This window comes from Paracoccus sigandri (assembly GCF_003709565.1).
Taxonomy (GTDB): Bacteria; Pseudomonadota; Alphaproteobacteria; order Rhodobacterales; family Rhodobacteraceae; genus Paracoccus; species Paracoccus siganidrum.
This window is the reverse complement of sequence record NZ_QNRC01000045.1, coordinates 1-19,676: the sequence shown is the minus strand read 5'-3', so window position 1 is coordinate 19,676 and position 19,676 is coordinate 1. Positions and strand designations below refer to the sequence as shown.

The window sequence follows — 19,676 nt, the reverse complement described above, 5'->3', positions numbered from 1 at the left end:
GATGATATGGCCGGAAATCCGATTCCATTGCCCGTCCGACAGCACAAGCCGATCCAACACTCCCATCGCAAACCTCCTGCAACAGAAACCTTGAATCATCTTTCCTCAGAATAGGGAATCCCAAGAGTCCACAGAACCTAGCGCGGCCGCAGCCGCCCGACCGCCCATCGCGCGGCATCCGCCACCGCCGCATCGGCGTCCTGGGTCAGCCCCTGGGCCACCGCAGCCAGGTCGGGCCGCCCGGAATTGCCGATGGCGTAAAGCACGTTGCGCACCAGCCGGTCGCGCCCGATCCGCTTGATCGGACTGCCCGAGAAGCGGGCGCGGAACCCCGCATCGTCCAGCATCGCCAGCTCTGCCAGCGGCGGGGCGCCGACCAGCCCGCGATAGCGCATCTCGGCCCCCTCGCGGGCGAACTTGTTCCAGGGGCAGATCGCCAGGCAATCGTCGCAGCCATAGACGCGATTGCCCATCAAGGGCCGCAACTCGGGATCGACGGGCCCGCGATGCTCGATCGTCAGGTAGGAGATGCAGCGCCGCGCATCCAGCTGGAAGGGGGCGGGAAAGGCGCCCGTGGGGCAGATGTCCAGGCAGGCGCGGCAATTGCCGCAATGCTGCTCCTCGGGCGGGTCCGGGGGCAGCGCCAGCGTCGTGAAGATCGAGCCGAGGAAGAACCAGTTGCCCAGGTCGCGCGACAGCAGGTTGGTATGCTTGCCCTGCCAGCCCATCCCCGCCGCCTGCGCCAGCGGCTTTTCCATCACCGGGGCGGTATCGACGAAGACCTTGATCTGCGCGTCCGGCGCGCCCTGCCGCCGCGCCTCCTCCAGCAGCCAGCGGCCCAGCCGCTTCAGCCGCTTCTTGACCAGGTCGTGATAGTCGCGCCCCTGCGCATAGACGCTGACGGCCGCCCGGTCGCGGCTTTCCAGCACCTCCAGCGGATCGTGATCGGGGGTATAGACCTCGGCCAGCACGATGACCGAGCGCGCCTCGGGCCACAGCGCGGCCGGATCGCCGCGCCAATGGCTGCGTTCCTCCATCCAGCCCATCTGCCCATGCCGCCCGGCCTCCAGGAAGGCGCGCAGCCGGTCCGCGATCTCGGGCACCGCATCGGGCCGGGTGACGCGCATCCGCGAAAACCCCACCGCCCGCGCCTCCTCGGCCAGGGCCGCCTTCATCTTGGCGGAAATATCCCGGGGGGAATCGTCCGGCACGGACGATGGGGGGCGGCGCCCCCCTTCCTTATCCGAAGTCCAGCTCGGCATAATGCGGCGCGGGCTGGATCCCCGGCACCTGATCGGCTAGGACCGAGCGGAAGGCCGGGCGCGACTTGATCGTCGCATACCAGTCCCGCAGCATCTCGGACCGGTCCCAGTCCACGTCGGAGATGTAGTCCAGGCAAGAAAAATGCGCCGCGGCGGTGAAATCGGCCAGGCTCAGCGCATTGCCGGCCAGCCAGCGGCGGCTCTCCAGCAGCGAGGCCAGATAGTCCATATGCTCCTTGATCGCGCGCAGCCCGTCCTTGACCATCCGGCTGTCGGGATAGCCGGATCGCATGATCTTCTTCCAGACCCGCTCGCCCAGGATCGGCTGGGTCACCTCGGAATTGAACTTGTCGTCGAACCACGAACACAGCCGCCGGACCTCGTGGCGTTCCAGCGGGGTCTGGGGCATCAGGGCGGGGGTCGGATGGGCCTCGTCCAGATATTCGATGATCGCCTGGCTTTCGGCCAGCATGTTGCCGCGATGGCGCAGCACCGGCAGCTTGCCGGCCGGGTTGCGCCGCTTCAGGTCGGGCGGCGCTTCCCAGTAGCGTTCCTCGACCAGTTCGACCTCGATCTTCTTTTCGGCCAGCACCAGCCGCACCTTCCGGCAGAAGGGCGACAGGGTGGAATGGTAAAGCCGCGTGGTCTGCGTATTCGTGTTCATTGGCTGCTCGCAGGTCCCCTTTATCCGCAACCCGGCTTTGATACGGCGCGGGTCCGGTCTTTTCAACCGCGGGGGCGGTTTCAGAAACAGTCGGCGCGGCCATCCCGCGCAATCGTCGCCGCCCCGTCGGCGATTGCCCGCGACCGGTTCGAGGCCCGGTGCGGGCTGCGCGTCTTCGGCGCGGGCAGCACGGCGGCCAGCCGCGCGGCCTGGACCGGGGTCAGCTTGTCGGGCGTGGTGCCGAAATATTCCCGCGCCGCGGCGCCCACGCCGAAGATGCCGGGGCCGAATTCCGCCAGATTCAGATAGACCTCCAGCGTGCGGCGCTTGGACCACAGCGCCTCGATCATCGGCGTGAAGGTGGTTTCCAGCGCCTTGCGGGGCCAGCTTCGCTTCTGCCACAGAAACACGTTCTTGGCGGTCTGCTGGCTGATGGTCGAGGCGCCGCGCGACGATCCCGAGGCCACGACCTTGCGGATCTCGACCATGTCGAAGCCCCAGTGCAGGCAGAAATTCGCGTCCTCGGCCGCCACGACGGAACGGCGCATGACCGGGGCGATGTCGTCGATGCGCACCCATTGGCGCGGCATCACGGGATGTTCGCGCGCCGCAGCCAGGATGGTCCAGGTCGTCGGCGGGTTCACGAAGGCATAGATCCCGACCAGCGCCAGCATCAGCAGCAGGACGCGCAGCGCGAACCAGCGCAGCCATGCCAAGGGCCTGCGCATCGGGCGCAGCAGCAATGGCGGAAGGATGAACAGCGCGCGCAGCATGGCTTGGCTTTGCCCGCCCCGCGCGGCTGCGTCAAGTTTTCATCGCGCGCCCGCTTTCGGCGCGCCGCCCTGGCGGATCAGGCAGGCCCGGCGATGGCCGCGCCGGAAACGGCGTCGCGCAGCTTCTGTTCGTCCTCGTGCGACAGCGAGGTCTGCAGCACGCGGCCGCGGGCGTGGAAATCCTTCAGCCGCTCCAGCACCTTGTCGGCGGTCATCTTGCGCACCAGCACGAAGACGGCCGAGCCGCCGGGCTGCAGCGAATGGCCGACATCGCGCATGAAATCGTCGTTGATGCCGATATCGGTCAGCCGGCCCGCCAGGGCGCCGGCGCCCGCGCCCACCGCCGCGCCCAGCAGCGGGTTCAGGAACAGAAGCCCGACCAGCGTGCCCCAGAAACCGCCGCCGATGGCCCCGGCCGCGGTCAGGTTCACCGCCTGATGCAGCTTGATGTCGTCCTCGCCCTCGCGGGTGACGACGACGGCATCCTCCATCTCGATCAGATAGTCCTTCTGCATCTTCACCAGTTCGGCCCGCAGCTCGAAGCCGGTGGTTTCATCGTCGAAGGCGATGACGATCAGTTCTGACATGGCCGTTCTCCTTGGCAGGTATGTCCGGGGACAAACCCTGCGCCGGGATCGGGGTTCCCGCAAGGCCGCCATGCGGCGCTCGCCAATGAAGGATGCGGCCCGCCGGGGGCCGCATCCGCTGTCGATCGCCGCTGGCCGGTTACTCGGCCGGGACCGCGCTGGGTTCCTCGACCGTCGCGATGGGATGGGACAGGTGCGGCAGCATCTCTTTCGGGCAGAGCTGCAGGAAATGGCCTTTCTCGACCTCCCAGTCCTGAAGGATCTCGGCCGCGCGGCGCGAATTGGTTTCCTTCAGGTGGCGCTCGATCAGCTCCTTCAGCTGGCCTTCCCAATGGTCCTGCGTGACCGGGCACATCACCAGCGTTTCCGCGTTGATATAGTCCCGCGCTACCCCCTCGGGGTCATAGAGATAGGCCATGCCGCCGGTCATGCCCGCGCCGAAATTCGCGCCGATCCGCCCGAGGATCACCGCGACGCCGCCGGTCATGTATTCGCAGCCGTTGCTGCCGCAGCCCTCGATCACCACCTTGGCGCCGGAATTGCGCACGGCGAAACGCTCGCCCGCCCGGCCCGCCGCGAACAGATAGCCGTCGGTCGCGCCATAGAGCACGGTATTGCCGATGATGGTGTTGTCGGCGGCGACCAGCGGGCTGGCCATCGGCGGGCGCACGGTGATGGTGCCGCCCGACAGGCCCTTGCCGACATAGTCGTTCGCATCGCCCGAGACCTCCAGCTTCAGCCCCGGTGCCGCGAAGGCACCCAGCGACTGCCCGGCGCTGCCGGTCAGGCGGACCGTCAGGTGGTCGGGCTGCAGGTTGTTGCGCATCCCGAACTTCTGCACGATCATGCTGCTGGTCCGCGTGCCGATGGTGCGCAGCGTGTTGCGCACCGCATAGGACAGCTGCATCTTCTCGCCATCGCTGAAGAACCGCTCGGCATCGCGGATGATTTCCGCGTCCAGCGTGTCCATCACCGCATTGCGCGGCTTCGAGCGGTCATAGACGATCTTGTCCCAGCCATCGACGGTGATCAGAAGCGGGTTCAGGTCCAGGTCGTCCAGGCGCGCATGGCCCCGGCTGACCTGGGTCAGCAGGTCCGCGCGGCCGATCACCTCGTCCAGGCTGCGGGCGCCGATGCCGGCCAGGATTTCCCGTACTTCCTGCGCATAGAAGGTGATCAGGTTGACGACCTTGTCGGCGCTGCCGGTGAACATGGCGCGCAGGCGTTCGTCCTGGGTGCAGACGCCCACCGGGCAGGTGTTCGACTGGCACTGGCGGACCATGATGCAGCCCATGGCGATCAGCGCGGCGGTGCCGATGCCGTATTCCTCGGCCCCCATCATCGCCGCCATGACGATGTCGCGGCCGGTGCGCAGCCCGCCATCGGTGCGCAGCGTCACCCGGTCGCGCAGCCGGTTCATGGCCAGGACCTGATGCGCCTCGGTCAGGCCCATCTCCCACGGCAGGCCGGCGAACTTGATCGAGGTTGCCGGGCTGGCCCCGGTGCCGCCATTGTGCCCCGAGATCAGGATCACGTCGGCCTTGGCCTTGGCCACGCCCGCCGCGATGGTGCCGACGCCGCTTGATGCCACCAGCTTCACGGTGATCTTGGCGCGCGGGTTGATCTGCTTCAGGTCATAGATCAGCTGCGCCAGGTCCTCGATCGAATAGATGTCATGGTGCGGCGGCGGGCTGATCAGCGTGACGCCCTTGGTCGAATGGCGCAGCCGGGCGATCAGGTCGGTGACCTTCATGCCGGGCAGCTGGCCGCCCTCGCCGGGCTTGGCGCCCTGGGCGACCTTGATCTCCAGCTCCTCGCAGGCATTCAGGTATTCCGCCGTCACCCCGAAGCGGCCCGAGGCGACCTGCTTGATCTTGGCGCAGGGGTTGTCGCCATTGGGCAGCGGGTGGCTGTGGGCCGGATCCTCGCCGCCCTCGCCCGAATCGGATTTCGCGCCGATCCGGTTCATGGCGATGTTCAGCGTCATATGCGCCTCGGGCGACAGCGCCCCCAGCGACATGCCCGGCGTCACGAAGCGCTTGCGGATCGAGGTGATCGATTCGACTTCCTCGATCGGCACCGGCTTGCCAAGCGGCTTGATGTCCAGAAGGTCGCGGATATGGATCGGCGGATTGGCCCGCATGGTGGCGCTGTATTGCTTCCAGACGTCATAGGACGCCTTTTCGCAGGCCACCTGCAGCAGCTTCATCGTATTGGCTTCCCAGGCGTGCTTTTCGCCCGAGCGGCGCAGCTTGTAGAAGCCGCCGACCGGCAGCAGGTCGACATTGCCGGAACGGAAGCCCATCTGGTGGATTTCCTCCAGCTTGGCCTGGAGCCCGTGCAGCCCGATGCCCGAGATGCGCGAGTGCATGCCGGGGAAATATTCGGCCACCATCGCGCGCGAGAGGCCCACCGCCTCGAAGTTCAGCCCGCCGCGATAGGAGGACAGGACCGAGATCCCCATCTTGGCCATGATCTTCAGCAGGCCCGCGTCGATGGCGTCGCGATAGCGGCGCATGTTCTCGATCAGGCTGCCGTCCAGCAGCCCGCGCTCGATCCGGTCGTTGATCGAATCCTGCGCCAGATAGGGGTTCACCGTGGTCGCGCCGCAGCCGATCAGCACCGCGAAGTAATGCGGATCGATGCATTCCGCGCTGCGCACGTTGATCGAGCAGAAGGTGCGCAGCCCCTTGCGCGTCAGCCAGCTGTGGACGGCGCTGGTGGCCAGGATCATCGGCATGGCGATGCGGCCCGGACCCTGGCCCTCGTCGGTCAGCACCAGGTGGCCCGCGCCCGAGCGCACGGCATCCTCGGCCTCGGCCCGGATCCGCGCCAGGCCCTCGCCCAGGGCTTCGGATCCGGCGCCTTCGGCGAAGGTGCAGTCGATGAAAGTCACCGTCTCGCCGAACATCTTCGACATTTCGGCGAATTCGTTATTGGCGATGAACGGGCTTTCCAGGATCAGGATCTCGGCCTGGCTGCTGGATTCGTCCAGCACGTTCTTGAGGTTGCCGAAGCGCGTCTTCAGCGACATCACCCGCGTCTCTCGCAGGCTGTCGATGGGCGGGTTCGTCACCTGGCTGAAGTTCTGGCGGAAGAAATGGCTCATCGGGCGATACTGGTTCGACAGCACCGCCGGCGGCGTGTCGTCGCCCATCGAGGCAATGGCTTCCTTGCCGTCCTCGGCCATCGGCGACAGCACATGCTCCAGATCCTCCAGCGTATAGCCGGCGGCGGTCTGGCGGCGGCGCAGCTCTTCGCCGGAATAGGTCGAGGTCTCGGGCAGGTGGCGCATGATGTCGTTCAGGTCCACGACCTTCTCGATCCATTCGCCGAAGGGCTGGCTGCCGGCCAGCCGGTCCTTGATCTCGGTATCGTGGTAGAGCTTGCCGTCCCACATGTCGACGGCGATCATCTGGCCCGGACCCAGCGCGCCCTTCTCGCGCACATTGGTCTCGTTCACCGGGACCATGCCGACCTCGGAGCCCGCGATCAGCAGGTTGTCGCCGGTGACGACATAGCGCATCGGCCGCAGCCCGTTGCGGTCCAGCCCGCCGCAGACCCAGCGCCCGTCGGTCATGGCCAGCGCGGCGGGACCGTCCCAGGGCTCCATCACTGCGTTGCAATAGGCATACATGTCCGCCCATGCGCGCGGCATGTCGGTGGTGGCCTTGGACCAGCTTTCCGGCACCAGCATGGTCTTGGTCATCGGCGCCGAACGCCCGGACCGCACCAGCACCTCGAACACCGCGTCCAGCGCCGCCGAATCCGAGCTGCCCGCCGGCACGATCGGCTTGATGTCCTCGGCCATCTCGCCGAAGGCGCTGCTGGCCATGCGGATCTCGTGGCTGCGCAGCCAGTTCAGGTTGCCCTTCAGCGTGTTGATCTCGCCGTTATGGGCCAGCATCCGGAAGGGCTGGGCCAGCCACCATTGCGGGAAGGTGTTGGTCGAATAGCGCTGGTGATAGATGGCGAAGGCGCTCTCGAAGCGCTCGTCCTTCAGGTCGGGATAGAATTCCGCGACCTGCTCGGCCAGCATCATGCCCTTGTAGATGATCGAGCGGCAGGACAGCGAGCAGAAATACAGGTCATGGACCTGGGCGGCGACGGCGGCCTTCTCGATCCGGCGGCGGATGATGTACAGTTCGCGCTCGAACTGGACCTGGTCGATGTCCTTCTCGCAGCGGATCAGGATCTGCTCGATCTCGGGACGGGTGGCGTTGGCCTTCTCGCCCAGCACCCCGGTGTTCACCGGAACGTGGCGCCAGCCATAGATATAGTGGCCCATGCGCAGGACCTCGGATTCCACGATGGTCCGGCAGGCTTCCTGAGCAGAGAAATTGGTGCGCGGCAGGAAGACCTGGCCCACGGCGATCAGCTTGTCGTGGTCGGGCTCGTGGCCGGTGCGGCGCACCTGGTCGTAGAAGAACGGCACCGGGATCTGCACATGGATGCCCGCGCCGTCGCCGGTCTTGCCGTCGGCATCCACCGCGCCGCGGTGCCAGATCGCCTTCAGCGCGTCGATTCCGGCCTGCACGACCTTGCGCGAGGGCTTGCCCTCGACCGACACGACCAGCCCGACCCCGCAGGAGGAATGCTCGTGATCCTCGCGATAGAGGCTGTTCTGGGCCATCCAGTCGCGGCGGGCCTGTTCTTCTGCTTGCCAGTCCTTGCTCATAGCTGGGCCCTTTCGTTCTGAAGATGCTGCGTCATCAGTTGTTCGCAGTCGAATTGCGGTGTGGTGCTGCCGAAGCCGGGCTGGCCCGGAAAGATGAACCGGACAGGGCTGTCATTCGTCTCGCGGCGCTGGCCGGTCCAGTCGCCTTGGGTCTCGATGCCGCCATAGAAGCGGCCGAAGGCGCGGCTGATGAATTGCTGGCCCTTGCGGGTGATCAGCACCTCGCCCGCGCTGTCGGTCGTGACCAGCTCGAACTCGGTCTTTTCCAGCTCGATCCCGTCGATGGTGACCTTCTCGCCGGTCAGGATGTCGAAGCCCTTGTGATGCAGCCGCTCGCCGGTATTCGATTCCGTCCAGAAGTCGAAATCGTCGCGCCCGGTCTCCAGCAGCGTCCTGAAGGATGCGTGGTCCTCGGCCTCGTCCACCAGCCAGTCGGTCAGGCCGGTATTGGGATTGCTGCTTTCCATCCAGCGGGTCTCGGCGTCGATGCGCGACAGGTGCATCAGCCCGTCCCGGCCGAAGATCGCGCTGCGCTGGTCGCCCTCGGCGTCGCTGTCGCAGCGGTAATACTGGCTGACCGAGCAGCTGCGGTTCTGCACCGTCACCTCCAGCCGGCAGCCCGCCGGCGGGGTGAAGGTGGCGGCCGGCGCCGCGCCGGGCAGCGCCGCCGGGACCAGCACCGCCAGCAATGCGACCGCGATTCGCGGGGGCAGGGGGGGCGTCAACTTGGCAAGCTGCATGGCCGGGACCTCACTCGGCGGCGACGCGGGCGTCGCCGGTCAGGAAATTCGCGATCGATTCCGCCGCCTCGCGCCCGTCGCGGATCGCCCAGACCACCAGGCTGGCGCCGCGCACGATGTCGCCCACCGCGAAGACGCCGGGGATCGAGGTCTGGTGCGTCTGGAAATCGGCCTTGATCGTGCCCCAGCGGGTCACTTCCAGCCCCTCCACGCCCCACAGCTTCGGCAGGTCCTCGGGCTCGAAGCCCAGGGCCTTGATGACCAGCTCGGCCGGCTCGACGTAATCGGCGCCCTCGATCAGCTCGGGCGATTGGCGGCCGCTGACATCGGGCGCGCCCAGGCGCATCTTCTGGATGCGCACGCTGGCGACCTGGCCGATGCCGTCGACGTCGCGCTCCTGCGCCTCGGCGGCGATGCCGGTGACATGGCCCTCGAAGCCGCCGGGGGCCGACATCCAGACGAATTCGACGCCCTCCTCCTCGGCGTTCTGCACCTCGCGCTGCGATCCCGGCATGTTCGCGCGGTCGCGGCGATAGAGGCACTTGACCGATTGCGCGCCCTGGCGGATCGCGGTGCGCACGCAGTCCATCGCCGTGTCGCCACCGCCGATGACGATGACGCGCTTGCCGCGCGCGTTCAGTTCGCCATCCTCGTAATCGGGCACCTCGTCGCCGAAATCGACCTTGTTGCTGGCCGTCAGATAGTCGATGGCGCGCACCACGCCGCCGGCATCGGCATTGTCGATGTCCAGGTCGCGGGTCTTGTAGACGCCGGTGGCGATCAGCACCGCGTCATGCTTGCCGCGGATCGCGTCGAAGCTGATATCCTCGCCGACATTGCAGTTCAGCACGAATTCGACGCCGCTGTCGGCCAGCAGCTGGTTGCGGCGCATGACCACGTCCTTTTCCAGCTTGAAGCCGGGGATGCCATAGGTCAGCAGCCCGCCCGCGCGATCATATCGGTCATAGATGGTGACCTGAAATCCGTCGCGGCGCAGCATGTCGGCGGCGGCCAGCCCGCCGGGGCCCGCGCCGATGATGCCGATGCTTTCGGCGCGTTCCCGAAGCGGCGTCGCGGGCTTCACCCAGCCGTTTTCCCAGGCGCTGTCGGTGATGTATTTCTCGATCGCCCCGATGGTGACGGTGCCGTGCCCCGACTGCTCGATCACGCAATTGCCCTCGCAGAGCCGGTCCTGCGGGCAGATCCGGCCGCAGATCTCGGGGAAGGTATTGGTGGACTGGCTGACGCGATAGGCCTCTTCCAGCCGGCCTTCCGCGGTCAGGCGCAGCCAGTCGGGGATGTTGTTGTGCAGCGGGCAGTGGCTCTGGCAATAGGGCACGCCGCACTGGCTGCAGCGGCTGGCCTGCTCGGCCGCCTTGAGGTCGGCATATTCGCGATAGATCTCGTGGAAGTCCTCGCTGCGTTCCGTCGCCGGGCGCTTCTCCGGCATCTCGCGCGGGGTAGAGACGAATTTCAGCATTTTCTGCGTGGCCATCGCTGCGCAACCTTCCGATGTCAGGAACTCCCACGGCCCGGATAAACCATGGGCCGGGCGATTAAAAGTCAGCAATGCTGACCCAATTACCGGATTTTCAGGCCGAGGCCCGAAAAAATTGTCAGATTCCTGCAGAACTAGGTCAGATAAGTTTCCCTATTTGATGTCTGGCACAGCAGATCACGGCCTTCGGCAGTCCTGGGCCTTGCGGCGCGGCGATCCGGGCCATGATGCCATGATTCGCCCCGGATGCCCAAAAACGAATGCGGCCGACGCGCGGGGCGTCGGCCGGAGAATGGGTTTGCACGGGAATTGCCCGGAAAACAGACGCCGCGGCGGGTTACTGGGTCCGCAGGTTGCGCGCCGATTCCTTGATCGCGTCATATTGCCCCGAGGGCCGGAAGCGCCACAGATAGTCGTCCAGCACCGCCTCGGGCGCGGTCGGCTGGATGCCCAGATCGGCGAAGCCCCGCGCGCCCTCGGCCACGACATTGTCGCGCGTCAGCAGCACGACCTGGTCGCGGGTCAGCAGGCGGTTGGTGAACAGCCGGCCGGTCACGATCTCGGCCAGGCCCAGTACGCCTGCGCCGATGCGGGCGACCCAGAAGGGCATGTTCAGCAGAAGCCGGCGGCGATGGGTCGCCTTCAGGACCTGGGCGGCGATCTCGCGCATGGTCAGGACCTCGGGGCCGCCCAGCTCGTAGATGCCGGGTTCGGCCGCGCCTTCGGCGGCGCGGGCGGCGGCCTCGGCGACATCGTCGACATGGACCGGCTGCAGCCGCGTCGCCGCGCCCAGGATCGGCAGGACCGGGCCAAGCCGCGACAGGCTGGCGAGGCGGTTGTAGAAGACGTCGCCATTGCCGAAGATCACCGAGGGGCGCAGCACCACCGCCTGCGGGAAATGGTCCAGCACCGCGGCCTCGCCCTTCGCCTTGGCGGCGATATAGGGGCTGTCCGATTCGGGATCGACGCCGATGCCCGAGATATGGACGACGCGCCCGACCCCGGTTTCCGCGGCCAGCCGGGCGATATTGGCGGCGCCTTCGACCAGCACGTTGTCGAAGGTGCTCTTGCCCTCGCGGCCCAGCAGGTTGACGCAGTTCACCACCGCATCGGCATCGGCCATCGCCGCGCGCACCGAATCCGAGTCGCGGATGTTGCACAGCACCGGGACGACCTGGCCGACCGCGCCATAGGTGCGGGTAAACAATGCCTCGTCGGGGCGGCGGACCGCGATCCGCACGCGCCAGCCGCGCCGGGCCATCAGCCGTGCGACCTGACGGCCCACGAAACCCGATCCGCCATAGATCGTGACCAGCTTCGCCATAGGCTTCTCGCCTCCTTCATGCCCGCTTTCCCCGATCAATACCGAAGCGCGCGCGGCGCCACAAGCCGCAGGAAGCCGGGCCGGAAGGGGGCCGCGGAATGTTTCCGAAGAATTCGACGGATTTTTCGCGCGACCCCCATTGACGCCCCCCGGCGCTGGCATTAATCAGCCGCTCACACCACCTGCCCAGGTGGCGGAATTGGTAGACGCGCACGGTTCAGGTCCGTGTGCCGCAAGGCGTGGAGGTTCGAGTCCTCTCCTGGGCACCAAGAAACACCCCCGGCCGCAAGGCGCGGGGGTTTTTCTGTTCCCGCGCCCGGCCAGGCCTCGCGGGGCGCGGTTTTTGCTGGATCGCCGGGCCGGTTTCTGGTCGAAGGGCGCAAGGCTGGACAGGCAGACAGGGCGATGAGCATACATCTTTATCAGAACGACCTTCCCGAAGACCTGAAGCTGGGGCCCGTCGTGGCCATCGATACCGAGACGATGGGGCTGGACCCGCGCCGCGACCGGCTGTGCCTGGTGCAGATGTCCTCGGGCGACGGCGACGCGCATCTGGTCCAGATCGAGCGCGGCCAGACCGAGGCGCCGAACCTGTGCCGGATGCTGACCGATCCCAAGGTGCTGAAGCTGTTCCATTTCGGGCGATTCGACGTGGCCGCGCTGGAGAACGCCTTCGGGGTCGTGACCTCGCCCGTCTGGTGCACGAAGATCGCCTCGAAGCTGGTCCGCACCTATACCGACCGGCACGGGCTGAAATACCTGCTGAACGAGATGGTCGGCGTCGATGTCAGCAAGCAGCAGCAGACCAGCGACTGGGGGGCGGCGGACCTGACCGACGCGCAGCTCGAATATGCGGCCTCGGACGTGCTGCATTTGCACAAGCTGAAGGAGGCGCTGGAGGAGCGGTTGCGGCGCGAGAACCGCATGGGCCTGGCGCAGGCCTGTTTCGACTTCCTGCCGGCGCGGGCGCATCTGGACCTGCTGGGCTGGGGGGATGAAAACGACATCTTCCGTCACTAGATAGGCCCCACTGGAAAGAAGGCCGGGGGCGCTTCGCCCCCCGGACCCCCCGAGGGTATTTCGGCAACGAAGAAGGCGGCTGGTTTGACCGACGAATATATCGAGACGGCGCGGCGGGTCATCGAGACCGAGACGCAGGGGCTGGAGGCGCTGGCCGCCGAGCTGGGCAACGGGCTGGGGGCCGGGTTCCGGCAGGCGGTCGACCGGATCCTGGCGGTGACGGGGCGGGTCGTCGTCTCGGGCATGGGCAAGTCGGGCCATGTCGGGCGCAAGATCGCGGCGACGCTGGCCTCGACCGGGACGCCGGCGCAATTCGTCCATCCGGCCGAGGCGAGCCATGGCGACCTGGGCATGGTCACGCAGGCCGATCTGGCGCTGGTCCTGTCGAACAGCGGCGAGACGCCCGAGCTGGCCGACCTGATCGCCCATACGCGGCGCTTCCAGATCCCGCTGATCGGGGTCGCCTCGCGCGCGGGCTCGACCCTGCTGCGGCAGGCCGACGTGGCGCTGGTGCTGCCCGCGGCGCCGGAAGCCTGCGGCAACGGGATCGTGCCCACCACCTCGACCACCATGACGCTGGCGCTTGGCGATGCGCTGGCCATCGCGCTGATGGAGCATCGCCGCTTCACGCCCGAGCATTTCCGCACCTTCCATCCCGGCGGCAAGCTGGGCGCGCGCCTGGCGAAAGTCGGCGACCTGATGCACCGGGACATGCCGCTGGTGGCCGAGGGCGCGCCCATGTCCGAGGCGCTGTTGGTCATCAGCCAGAAGGGCTATGGCGTGACCGGGGTGACGGACGGGCAGGGGCGGCTGGTGGGCATCATCACCGATGGCGACCTGCGCCGCCACATGCAGGGCCTGCTGGAGCGCGATGCGGCCGAGGTGATGACCCGCGGCCCGCGGGTGATCGAGCCCGACGCGCTGGCCGAGGCCGCGCTGGCCGAGATGCAGTCGCGCAAGATCACCTGCCTGTTCGCCGTGCGCGACGGGCTGCCCTGCGGGATCCTGCATATCCATGACTGCCTGCGCGCCGGGATGGTCTGACATGGCGGATCGCACCCGCATCGTCCGCTGGCTGCGGGTGCTTCTGCCGCTGCTGGCGCTGGCGATCCTGTCGACGATGTTCCTGTTCTCGCGCCAGCCGGGGACCGAGCCGCAGATCCCCTATGCCGATGTCGATGCCGAGCAGATGGCCCGCGATCCGCGGATGATCGCGCCGGAATATGCCGGCGTGACCCCGGACGGGGCCGAGCTGACGCTACGCGCCGCGCAGGCCGCGCCCGTGGGGGCCGATTCGGCGGGCTCGGCCAGCCAGCTGGCGCTGAACTGGAAGGCCAGGGACGGGCTGGTGGCCGACCTGACCGCGCCCGAGGTCGGCATGGACACGGACCGGATCTCTCTTTCCGGGGGGGTGCATATGGCGACGTCCTCGGGCTGGGTGGTCGATGCGCCGCGAATCGATGCCGCCACCGACCGCTCGCGGATCCTGGCCGATGACGGCATCCGCGCGACCGCGCCCTTCGGCGAGCTGACCGCCGGCGCGATGGAGCTTGCCCCGGCCGCGCCAGAGGGCGATGGCGCGGCATCGGATGCCGGTTCCATCTTGAACTTCACCGGCGGAGTCCGTCTGATATACCGTCCCTGAAAGATGACGAGAAGGACCGGCACATGCTGCGCCCCCTGATGATCGCCCTGTTGCTGTCGGCCGGACCGGCCGCCGCGCAGAACGTCGCCTTCGGGGGGATGCGCGCCGACACCTCGGCCCCGGTCGAGGTCTCGGCCGACAATCTCTCGGTCGATCAGTCCGACGGCAGCGCGGTCTTCTCGGGCAACGTGGTCATCGGGCAGGGCGAGATGCGGCTGGCGGCCGAGCGCGTCACGGTGATCTATGCCGAGGGCGGGCAGGACCGCATCAAGGCGCTGAAGGCCGAGGGCGCGGTGACGCTGGTCAGCGGGACCGATGCGGCCGAGGCGGCCGAGGCCGATTACGACGTCGAATCGGGCATCGTCGTGCTGTCGGGCGACGTGGTGCTGACCCAGGGCCGCAACGTGCTGACCGGCGACCGGATGCGCGTCGATATCGGCGCCGGCACCGCGCAGGTCGAGGGCCGGGTCCGTTCCGTCCTGCAGCCGGGCGGCAACTGATGGCGGGGCTGCGGGAATCGGGGATGCGGGAATCGGCGGCGCCGAAGGCGGGGCCGACCGGTCTGGCGGTCCGGGGGCTGCGCAAGTCCTATCGCAACCGGCCGGTGATCCGCGATGTCTCGGTCGACCTGATGCGCGGCGAGGTGGTGGCGCTGCTGGGGCCGAACGGCTCGGGCAAGACGACCTGCTTCTATTGCATCGCCGGGCTGGTGCCGGTGGATGCCGGGCAGGTGCTGATCGACGGGCAGGATGCCACGCGCCTGCCGATGTTCCGCCGCGCGCGGATGGGAATCGGCTATCTGCCGCAGGAGATGTCGATCTTCCGGGGCCTGACGGTCGAGCAGAACATCATGGCCGTGCTGGAGGTCGCGCAGGAGGATCCGCATCACCGCCGCGACCGGCTGGAGGAGCTGCTGGGCGATTTTTCCATCACCCACCTGCGCGGCGCGCCGGCGCTGGCGCTGTCGGGGGGCGAGCGGCGCCGGGTCGAGATCGCGCGCTGCCTTGCCTCGAATCCGGGCTATCTGCTGCTGGACGAGCCCTTTGCCGGCGTCGATCCCATCGCCGTGGGCGAGATCCGCGAACTGGTCCACGACCTGAAGTCGCGCGGCATCGGCGTGCTGATCACCGACCATAACGTGCGGGAAACGCTGGGAATCGTCGATCGCGCCTATATCCTGCACGACGGCCATGTGCTGATGTCGGGCACCACCGCCGAGATCGTCGCCGACCCCCGCGTGCGGCAGGTCTATCTGGGCGAGGGCTTCTCGATGGCGTGAACGGCGGCGCGCGGGGCGGTCATTTTGCCGCCCGCCGGCTGCGCACCGTTGACAGAACCGATTTGCTGTCACCAAATTGTCCTACGCGGGTGCGGATCTGCCGTACCCCGCAAACCCCGTTTTTCCGGCGCTGTCGGCTTGGGACTGAACGGGCCGGCGCATGGAAGGACGGGCAACCGGAAAGGAAAGACGATGCGCTATACCATCAGCGGAAAACATATCGATGTCGGCGATGCTCTCAGCACGCATGTCGAGACCGAGCTGGGCGAGACCATCACCAAATACTCCCAGCGTCCGACCGATGCGGCGGTCACCTTTTCCCGCGATGCGCATCAGTTCCTGTGCGACGCCATCGTGCATCTGTCCACCGGCCTGACCGTGCAGGCCCGCGGCGCCGCGACCGAGGTCTATGCCGCCTTCGAAGCCTGCCGCGAAAAGATGGACAAGCAGCTGCGCCGCTACAAGCGCCGCCTGAAGGACCATCACAAGGACCGCTCCGAGCCGGTTGAATTCGGTCAGGCAGGCATGTATGTGCTGGCGGCCGATGAAGAAGAATGGGAATCGCATGACAGCGGATTGCAGCCCATCATCATCGCCGAGATGGAAGCCCGCGTGCCGACCCTGTCGGTCGGCGATGCGGTGATGCAGATGGAACTGGCCGGAACGCCGCTTCTGGTGTTCCGCAACGAGAAACATGGCGGCGTCAACGTCGTCCACCGCCGGGAAGACGGCAATGTCGGGTGGATCGACCCGCGTGGCAACGGTTAGGCCGCGCGTGGCGCTGATGAACCGGTCCGCCCCAGCCGGAATGGCGGGGGCGGCAGGCGCAGGAAAGTACGACTGAATGCAACTCAGCGAGATCATCAGGCCGGGGGCCGTCCGCTCCTTGGGTCAGGTCACTTCCAAGAAGCGATTGTTTCAGGAACTGGCCGAACTGGCGCAGGCCGAATACGGGCTGAACGGCACCGAGGTCCTGGACGCGCTCCAGGAACGAGAGAGCCTGGGGCCGACCGGCGTCGGGCAGGGCGTGGCGCTGCCCCATGCGCGGCTGCACGGGCTGGACAAGGTCGTCGGCCTGTTCATCCGGCTGGACAAGCCGCTGGATTTCGACGCGGTGGACCGCCAGCCCGTCGACCTGGTCTTCGCGCTGCTTGCGCCCGAGACCGGGGGCGTCGATCACCTGAAGGCGCTGGCCCTGGTGTCGCGGACCCTGCGCGACGCCGATCTGCGCACCAAGCTGCGCGCGAACGAGGATCCGACGGCGCTGCATGCCGTCCTGGCGGCGGCGCAGGGCATCAAGGCGGCGTGAGGGTTTTGAATCGAAGTGATTCGCCCCTATATTGACGGTCCCATGTCCATGAGGAGGGCCCGTCATGAGCAAGCATATCAGCGACCGGCCGCGCGGCCACGGCACCGCGCGGCTGCGTGAATATACGCGTCAGGAACGCGAATCCCGCACTCATCCGGCGATCGAGACCCTGCGGTCGCGCCCGCAGATGCGCGGCGAGGACAACCGCAAGGCGGCCGAGTTCCTGCGCATCGAGCGTGGCCAGATGGCCTGAGGAACCGGCCCGATCCGGCAAGAAAAGGGGCCGCTCCCTGCCAGGAGCGGCCCTTCTTATTCGTAACGCGGGCAGCTGGTCAGGACCGGACCAGCGCCTCATAGGCCTCGGCGATGTCGCGGGTGGCCTGGCCGACCTGGAAATGCCAGTCGCCGATCTGCCCCACCGGCGTGACCTCGGCGGCGGTGCCGGTCAGGAAGCATTCCTGGAAGTTCTCCAGTTCCTCGGGCCTGATGCGGCGTTCATGCACGGCGGTGCCCTGGTCCTTCAGCATCTGGATGATGGTCTGCCGGGTGATGCCGTTCAGGAAACGGTCGGCCAGCGGGGTATGCACCTCTCCGTCCTTGACGAAGAAGATGTTGGCGCCGGTGGCTTCGGCCACATAGCCCTCCCAGTCCATGAACAGCGCGTCCGAGCAGCCCTTGGCCTCGGCCGCGTGCTTGGACATGGTGCAGATCATGTAGAGCCCGGCGGCCTTGGCGGCGGTGGGGATGGTTTCCGGGCTGGGCCGCTTCCACTTGGCGACGTCCAGTTTCGCGCCCTGCCATTTCGCATCGCCGTAATAGCTGCCCCATTCCCAGGCCGCGATCGCCATGCGCACCGGGTTGCGCGCCGCCGAGACCCCCATGTCCAGCCCCGAGCCGCGCCACATCACCGCGCGCACATAGGCATTGGTGAAGCCGTTGGCGTCCAGCACCGCCTGCTTGGCGGCATCGATCTGATCGGCGCTGTAGGGCGAGGTCATGTCCAGCAGCCGCGCCGATTCGATCAGCCGCAGCGAATGCTCGTGGCCCTTGAAGATCTTGCCGTCATAGCAGCGCTCGCCCTCGAAGACCGAGCTGGCATAGTGCAGCGCATGGGTCAGGATATGTACCTTCGCGTCGCGCCAGTCGATCAGTTCGCCATCCATCCAGATCTTGCCGTCGCGATCGTCATATGCCGCCGTCATGTCTTTCTCCATCCGACCGGGTTTGCGAATCTTGCGCCGATCCGCCCAGAATCAGACTTTTTCTTGCGCAAGATGCTTGACGGCTAGCAATCGAATCTTGGAAAGTCAACAAGGCTGCCCTATCAAGTGGCAGATTGATGACAGGAGTGTCGGATGCAGGAGAAGGTGCGTATTCCGGGGATGGGCGGCGAGGACCTGCTGTTTCTGACCGACGACCAGCTGCGCCGCGGCATCGAGGCGATGTTCTTCGCCTATCGCGCCTTCACCGCCGATCCCGACATGATCCTGGCCGACCTGGACTATGGCCGCGCCCATCACCGGGCGCTGCATTTCATCAACCGCGATCCCGGCCTGACCGTGACCGCGCTGCTGGCGGTGCTGGGCGTGACCAAGCAGTCGCTGAACCGGGTGCTGCGCACGCTGATCGACGACGGGCTGGTCGAAAGCCGCGTCGGCCGCCGCGACCGGCGCGAACGCCAGCTGCACCTGACGCCCAAGGGCGTGGCGCTGGAACGCCGCCTGTCCGAGGCGCAGCGGGCGCGGATGCGCGCCGCCTATCGCAAGGCCGGGCCGCAGGCCGTGGCGGGTTTCCGGCAGGTGCTGGAAGCGATGATGGACCCCGAGATGCGTTCGCAGTATCAGGCGATGAAGGAATTGCCCGAATAGCGAAGGCCCCGCCGATGAGCAGCCCCGACGCCCATATCCTGATCGTCGACGACGATGAACGCATCCGGTCCCTGCTGGGGCGCTTCCTGCGCAAGAACGGCTATCTGGTCAGCGCGGCCAGCGATGCCGCCCAGGCCCGCCGCCTGCTGGGCGGGCTGGAATTCGACCTGATCGTGCTGGACGTGATGATGCCGGGCGAGGACGGGATCTCGCTGACCCGCGACCTGCGCAAGCGGCTTTCGACGCCGATCCTGCTGCTGACCGCGCGGGGCGAGACCGAGGACCGCATCGCCGGCCTGGAAAGCGGCGCCGACGATTACCTGCCCAAGCCCTTCGAGCCGCGCGAATTGCTGCTGCGCATCGCCGCGATCCTGCGCCGCGTGCCCGTGGCCGAGGTCTCGCAGCCCAAGTTCCTGACCCTCGGCACGCTGCGCTACGACACCGAGAAGGGCGAATTGTGGCAGGGCGAGACGCATCTGCGCCTGACCGGCACCGAACAGGCGCTGCTGCGCCGCCTTGCCGCCAGCCGGGGCCAGCCGGTCAGCCGCACGGAGCTGATCGACGATCTGGGCCGCGGCGGGGCCGCGCCGGGCGAGGAGGCGGAAAATTCCGAACGCGCCATCGACGTGCAGATCACCCGCCTGCGCCGCAAGATCGAGCCCGACCCGAAAGAGCCGCGCTTCCTGCAGACGGTGCGCGGCACGGGCTACATGCTTGTCGCCGACTGACTTGCCCATCGGCCCGGCGCGGCCTAGCTTGCGGGTCTGATGGACGCCAACCCGACATATCAGGGAATCGAGCTGGACGCCGAGACGGCGCTGGCCCTGCTGCAATGGCAGGCCGAGCTTGGCGTGGACGAGCCTGTCCTGGACACGCCGCTGGACCGGTTCGAGCTGGCCGCGCGGCCCAGGCCCACGACGCCGCCGCCCGCCGCCCCCGCGCCGCAGGCCCCCGCCGCGCTGGCTGCCGCGCCGGGCGACGGCCTGGCCGCCCGCGTGGCCGAGGCCGCAACGCTGGCGGCCGGCGCCG

General features: G+C 67.5%; 19 protein-coding genes, 1 tRNA gene and 1 pseudogene. 12 read left to right on the top strand and 9 right to left on the bottom strand.

The window, feature by feature from the left end; genetic code table 11:
* Window positions 1–137 precede the first annotated feature (137 nt).
* The 8 genes from queG to C9E82_RS21840 all read right to left on the bottom strand — a co-directional run bounded on the left by queG (window position 138) and on the right by C9E82_RS21840 (window position 11,526).
* A complete protein-coding gene (queG, locus tag C9E82_RS21875) occupies window positions 138–1,175 on the bottom strand; it encodes a tRNA epoxyqueuosine(34) reductase QueG (protein ID WP_119901237.1) in 1,038 nt (345 codons plus the stop codon).
* Between the two features lie 64 nt (window positions 1,176–1,239).
* Window positions 1,240–1,926, bottom strand: coding sequence for an FtsZ-binding protein FzlA (fzlA, locus tag C9E82_RS21870; protein WP_122449394.1), 687 nt, complete (start codon window positions 1,924–1,926; stop codon window positions 1,240–1,242).
* 80 nt (window positions 1,927–2,006) lie between these two features.
* A complete protein-coding gene (mtgA, locus tag C9E82_RS21865; RefSeq protein WP_119900249.1) occupies window positions 2,007–2,699 on the bottom strand; it encodes a monofunctional biosynthetic peptidoglycan transglycosylase in 693 nt (230 codons plus the stop codon).
* A gap of 77 nt (window positions 2,700–2,776) precedes the next feature.
* Window positions 2,777–3,286: a DUF1269 domain-containing protein gene (locus C9E82_RS21860; protein ID WP_119900250.1), complete on the bottom strand. Its 510-nt coding sequence runs from the start codon at window positions 3,284–3,286 to the stop codon at window positions 2,777–2,779.
* 139 nt (window positions 3,287–3,425) lie between these two features.
* Window positions 3,426–7,964, bottom strand: a complete 4,539-nt coding sequence (gene gltB / locus C9E82_RS21855) for a glutamate synthase large subunit (protein ID WP_119900251.1) — start codon at window positions 7,962–7,964, stop codon at window positions 3,426–3,428.
* The gene (locus C9E82_RS21850; protein WP_119900252.1) at window positions 7,961–8,704 is read right to left on the bottom strand and encodes a hypothetical protein; all 744 of its coding nucleotides are present in this window, start codon (window positions 8,702–8,704) and stop codon (window positions 7,961–7,963) included. The genes gltB and C9E82_RS21850 overlap by 4 nt, the downstream gene beginning before the upstream one ends.
* A gap of 10 nt (window positions 8,705–8,714) precedes the next feature.
* Complete coding sequence (locus C9E82_RS21845) at window positions 8,715–10,199, bottom strand: NAD(P)-dependent oxidoreductase (protein WP_119900253.1); 1,485 nt, start codon at window positions 10,197–10,199, stop codon at window positions 8,715–8,717.
* A gap of 340 nt (window positions 10,200–10,539) precedes the next feature.
* The gene (locus C9E82_RS21840) at window positions 10,540–11,526 is read right to left on the bottom strand and encodes a complex I NDUFA9 subunit family protein (protein ID WP_119900254.1); all 987 of its coding nucleotides are present in this window, start codon (window positions 11,524–11,526) and stop codon (window positions 10,540–10,542) included.
* A 184-nt stretch (window positions 11,527–11,710) separates the two neighbouring features.
* Here C9E82_RS21840 and C9E82_RS21835 point away from each other — a divergent pair.
* From C9E82_RS21835 to C9E82_RS21795, 9 genes are all read left to right on the top strand, one after another.
* Window positions 11,711–11,795 (top strand) — tRNA-Leu (locus C9E82_RS21835).
* A gap of 136 nt (window positions 11,796–11,931) precedes the next feature.
* Complete coding sequence (locus tag C9E82_RS21830; protein WP_119900255.1) at window positions 11,932–12,546, top strand: ribonuclease D; 615 nt, start codon at window positions 11,932–11,934, stop codon at window positions 12,544–12,546.
* An 84-nt stretch (window positions 12,547–12,630) separates the two neighbouring features.
* Window positions 12,631–13,590 (top strand): KpsF/GutQ family sugar-phosphate isomerase, encoded by a 960-nt coding sequence (locus C9E82_RS21825; RefSeq protein ID WP_122449392.1) that lies wholly within the window; start codon window positions 12,631–12,633, stop codon window positions 13,588–13,590.
* Between the two features lies 1 nt (window position 13,591).
* The gene (locus tag C9E82_RS21820) at window positions 13,592–14,191 is read left to right on the top strand and encodes a hypothetical protein (RefSeq protein WP_119900257.1); all 600 of its coding nucleotides are present in this window, start codon (window positions 13,592–13,594) and stop codon (window positions 14,189–14,191) included.
* A 23-nt stretch (window positions 14,192–14,214) separates the two neighbouring features.
* Complete coding sequence (gene lptA, locus C9E82_RS21815; RefSeq protein ID WP_119900258.1) at window positions 14,215–14,691, top strand: lipopolysaccharide transport periplasmic protein LptA; 477 nt, start codon at window positions 14,215–14,217, stop codon at window positions 14,689–14,691.
* Entirely contained in the window at window positions 14,691–15,470 is a 780-nt protein-coding gene (lptB, locus tag C9E82_RS21810) for an LPS export ABC transporter ATP-binding protein (protein WP_240643647.1), read from the top strand. Before lptA ends, lptB begins: the two co-directional genes overlap by 1 nt.
* A gap of 192 nt (window positions 15,471–15,662) precedes the next feature.
* Complete coding sequence (gene hpf, locus C9E82_RS21805; protein ID WP_119900259.1) at window positions 15,663–16,238, top strand: ribosome hibernation-promoting factor, HPF/YfiA family; 576 nt, start codon at window positions 15,663–15,665, stop codon at window positions 16,236–16,238.
* 76 nt (window positions 16,239–16,314) lie between these two features.
* Window positions 16,315–16,779: a PTS sugar transporter subunit IIA gene (locus C9E82_RS21800; RefSeq protein ID WP_119900260.1), complete on the top strand. Its 465-nt coding sequence runs from the start codon at window positions 16,315–16,317 to the stop codon at window positions 16,777–16,779.
* 64 nt (window positions 16,780–16,843) lie between these two features.
* Entirely contained in the window at window positions 16,844–17,032 is a 189-nt protein-coding gene (locus C9E82_RS21795) for a hypothetical protein (protein ID WP_119900261.1), read from the top strand.
* A gap of 79 nt (window positions 17,033–17,111) precedes the next feature.
* Here the strand turns inward: C9E82_RS21795 and C9E82_RS21790 are convergent, their stop codons facing one another.
* Window positions 17,112–17,981 carry a branched-chain amino acid aminotransferase gene (locus C9E82_RS21790; protein WP_119900265.1) on the bottom strand — a complete coding sequence of 290 codons (870 nt, stop codon included), beginning with the start codon at window positions 17,979–17,981 and terminating at the stop codon, window positions 17,112–17,114.
* A 153-nt stretch (window positions 17,982–18,134) separates the two neighbouring features.
* On the opposite strand from C9E82_RS21790, the gene C9E82_RS21785 reads away from it, so the two are divergent.
* From C9E82_RS21785 to C9E82_RS21775, 3 genes and pseudogenes are all read left to right on the top strand, one after another.
* The gene (locus tag C9E82_RS21785; protein ID WP_119900262.1) at window positions 18,135–18,647 is read left to right on the top strand and encodes a MarR family winged helix-turn-helix transcriptional regulator; all 513 of its coding nucleotides are present in this window, start codon (window positions 18,135–18,137) and stop codon (window positions 18,645–18,647) included.
* 14 nt (window positions 18,648–18,661) lie between these two features.
* Window positions 18,662–19,375, top strand: coding sequence for a response regulator (locus C9E82_RS21780; protein ID WP_119900263.1), 714 nt, complete (start codon window positions 18,662–18,664; stop codon window positions 19,373–19,375).
* Between the two features lie 39 nt (window positions 19,376–19,414).
* Window positions 19,415–19,676 (top strand): annotated as a pseudogene (locus C9E82_RS21775) (uracil-DNA glycosylase); the annotation flags it as partial.

What these genes read in the sequence shown, in the direction of transcription:
- queG (WP_119901237.1), bottom strand. Translation starts at nt 1,175, where the DNA reads ATGAAGGCGGCCCTGGCCGAGGAGGCGCGGGCGGTGGGGTTTTCGCGG.
- fzlA (WP_122449394.1), bottom strand. Translation starts at nt 1,926, where the DNA reads ATGAACACGAATACGCAGACCACGCGGCTTTACCATTCCACCCTGTCG.
- mtgA (WP_119900249.1), bottom strand. Translation starts at nt 2,699, where the DNA reads ATGCTGCGCGCGCTGTTCATCCTTCCGCCATTGCTGCTGCGCCCGATG.
- C9E82_RS21860 (WP_119900250.1), bottom strand. Translation starts at nt 3,286, where the DNA reads ATGTCAGAACTGATCGTCATCGCCTTCGACGATGAAACCACCGGCTTC.
- gltB (WP_119900251.1), bottom strand. Translation starts at nt 7,964, where the DNA reads ATGAGCAAGGACTGGCAAGCAGAAGAACAGGCCCGCCGCGACTGGATG.
- C9E82_RS21850 (WP_119900252.1), bottom strand. Translation starts at nt 8,704, where the DNA reads ATGCAGCTTGCCAAGTTGACGCCCCCCCTGCCCCCGCGAATCGCGGTC.
- C9E82_RS21845 (WP_119900253.1), bottom strand. Translation starts at nt 10,199, where the DNA reads ATGGCCACGCAGAAAATGCTGAAATTCGTCTCTACCCCGCGCGAGATG.
- C9E82_RS21840 (WP_119900254.1), bottom strand. Translation starts at nt 11,526, where the DNA reads ATGGCGAAGCTGGTCACGATCTATGGCGGATCGGGTTTCGTGGGCCGT.
- C9E82_RS21830 (WP_119900255.1), top strand. Translation starts at nt 11,932, where the DNA reads ATGAGCATACATCTTTATCAGAACGACCTTCCCGAAGACCTGAAGCTG.
- C9E82_RS21820 (WP_119900257.1), top strand. Translation starts at nt 13,592, where the DNA reads ATGGCGGATCGCACCCGCATCGTCCGCTGGCTGCGGGTGCTTCTGCCG.
- lptA (WP_119900258.1), top strand. Translation starts at nt 14,215, where the DNA reads ATGCTGCGCCCCCTGATGATCGCCCTGTTGCTGTCGGCCGGACCGGCC.
- lptB (WP_240643647.1), top strand. Translation starts at nt 14,691, where the DNA reads ATGGCGGGGCTGCGGGAATCGGGGATGCGGGAATCGGCGGCGCCGAAG.
- hpf (WP_119900259.1), top strand. Translation starts at nt 15,663, where the DNA reads ATGCGCTATACCATCAGCGGAAAACATATCGATGTCGGCGATGCTCTC.
- C9E82_RS21800 (WP_119900260.1), top strand. Translation starts at nt 16,315, where the DNA reads ATGCAACTCAGCGAGATCATCAGGCCGGGGGCCGTCCGCTCCTTGGGT.
- C9E82_RS21795 (WP_119900261.1), top strand. Translation starts at nt 16,844, where the DNA reads ATGAGCAAGCATATCAGCGACCGGCCGCGCGGCCACGGCACCGCGCGG.
- C9E82_RS21790 (WP_119900265.1), bottom strand. Translation starts at nt 17,981, where the DNA reads ATGACGGCGGCATATGACGATCGCGACGGCAAGATCTGGATGGATGGC.
- C9E82_RS21785 (WP_119900262.1), top strand. Translation starts at nt 18,135, where the DNA reads ATGCAGGAGAAGGTGCGTATTCCGGGGATGGGCGGCGAGGACCTGCTG.
- C9E82_RS21780 (WP_119900263.1), top strand. Translation starts at nt 18,662, where the DNA reads ATGAGCAGCCCCGACGCCCATATCCTGATCGTCGACGACGATGAACGC.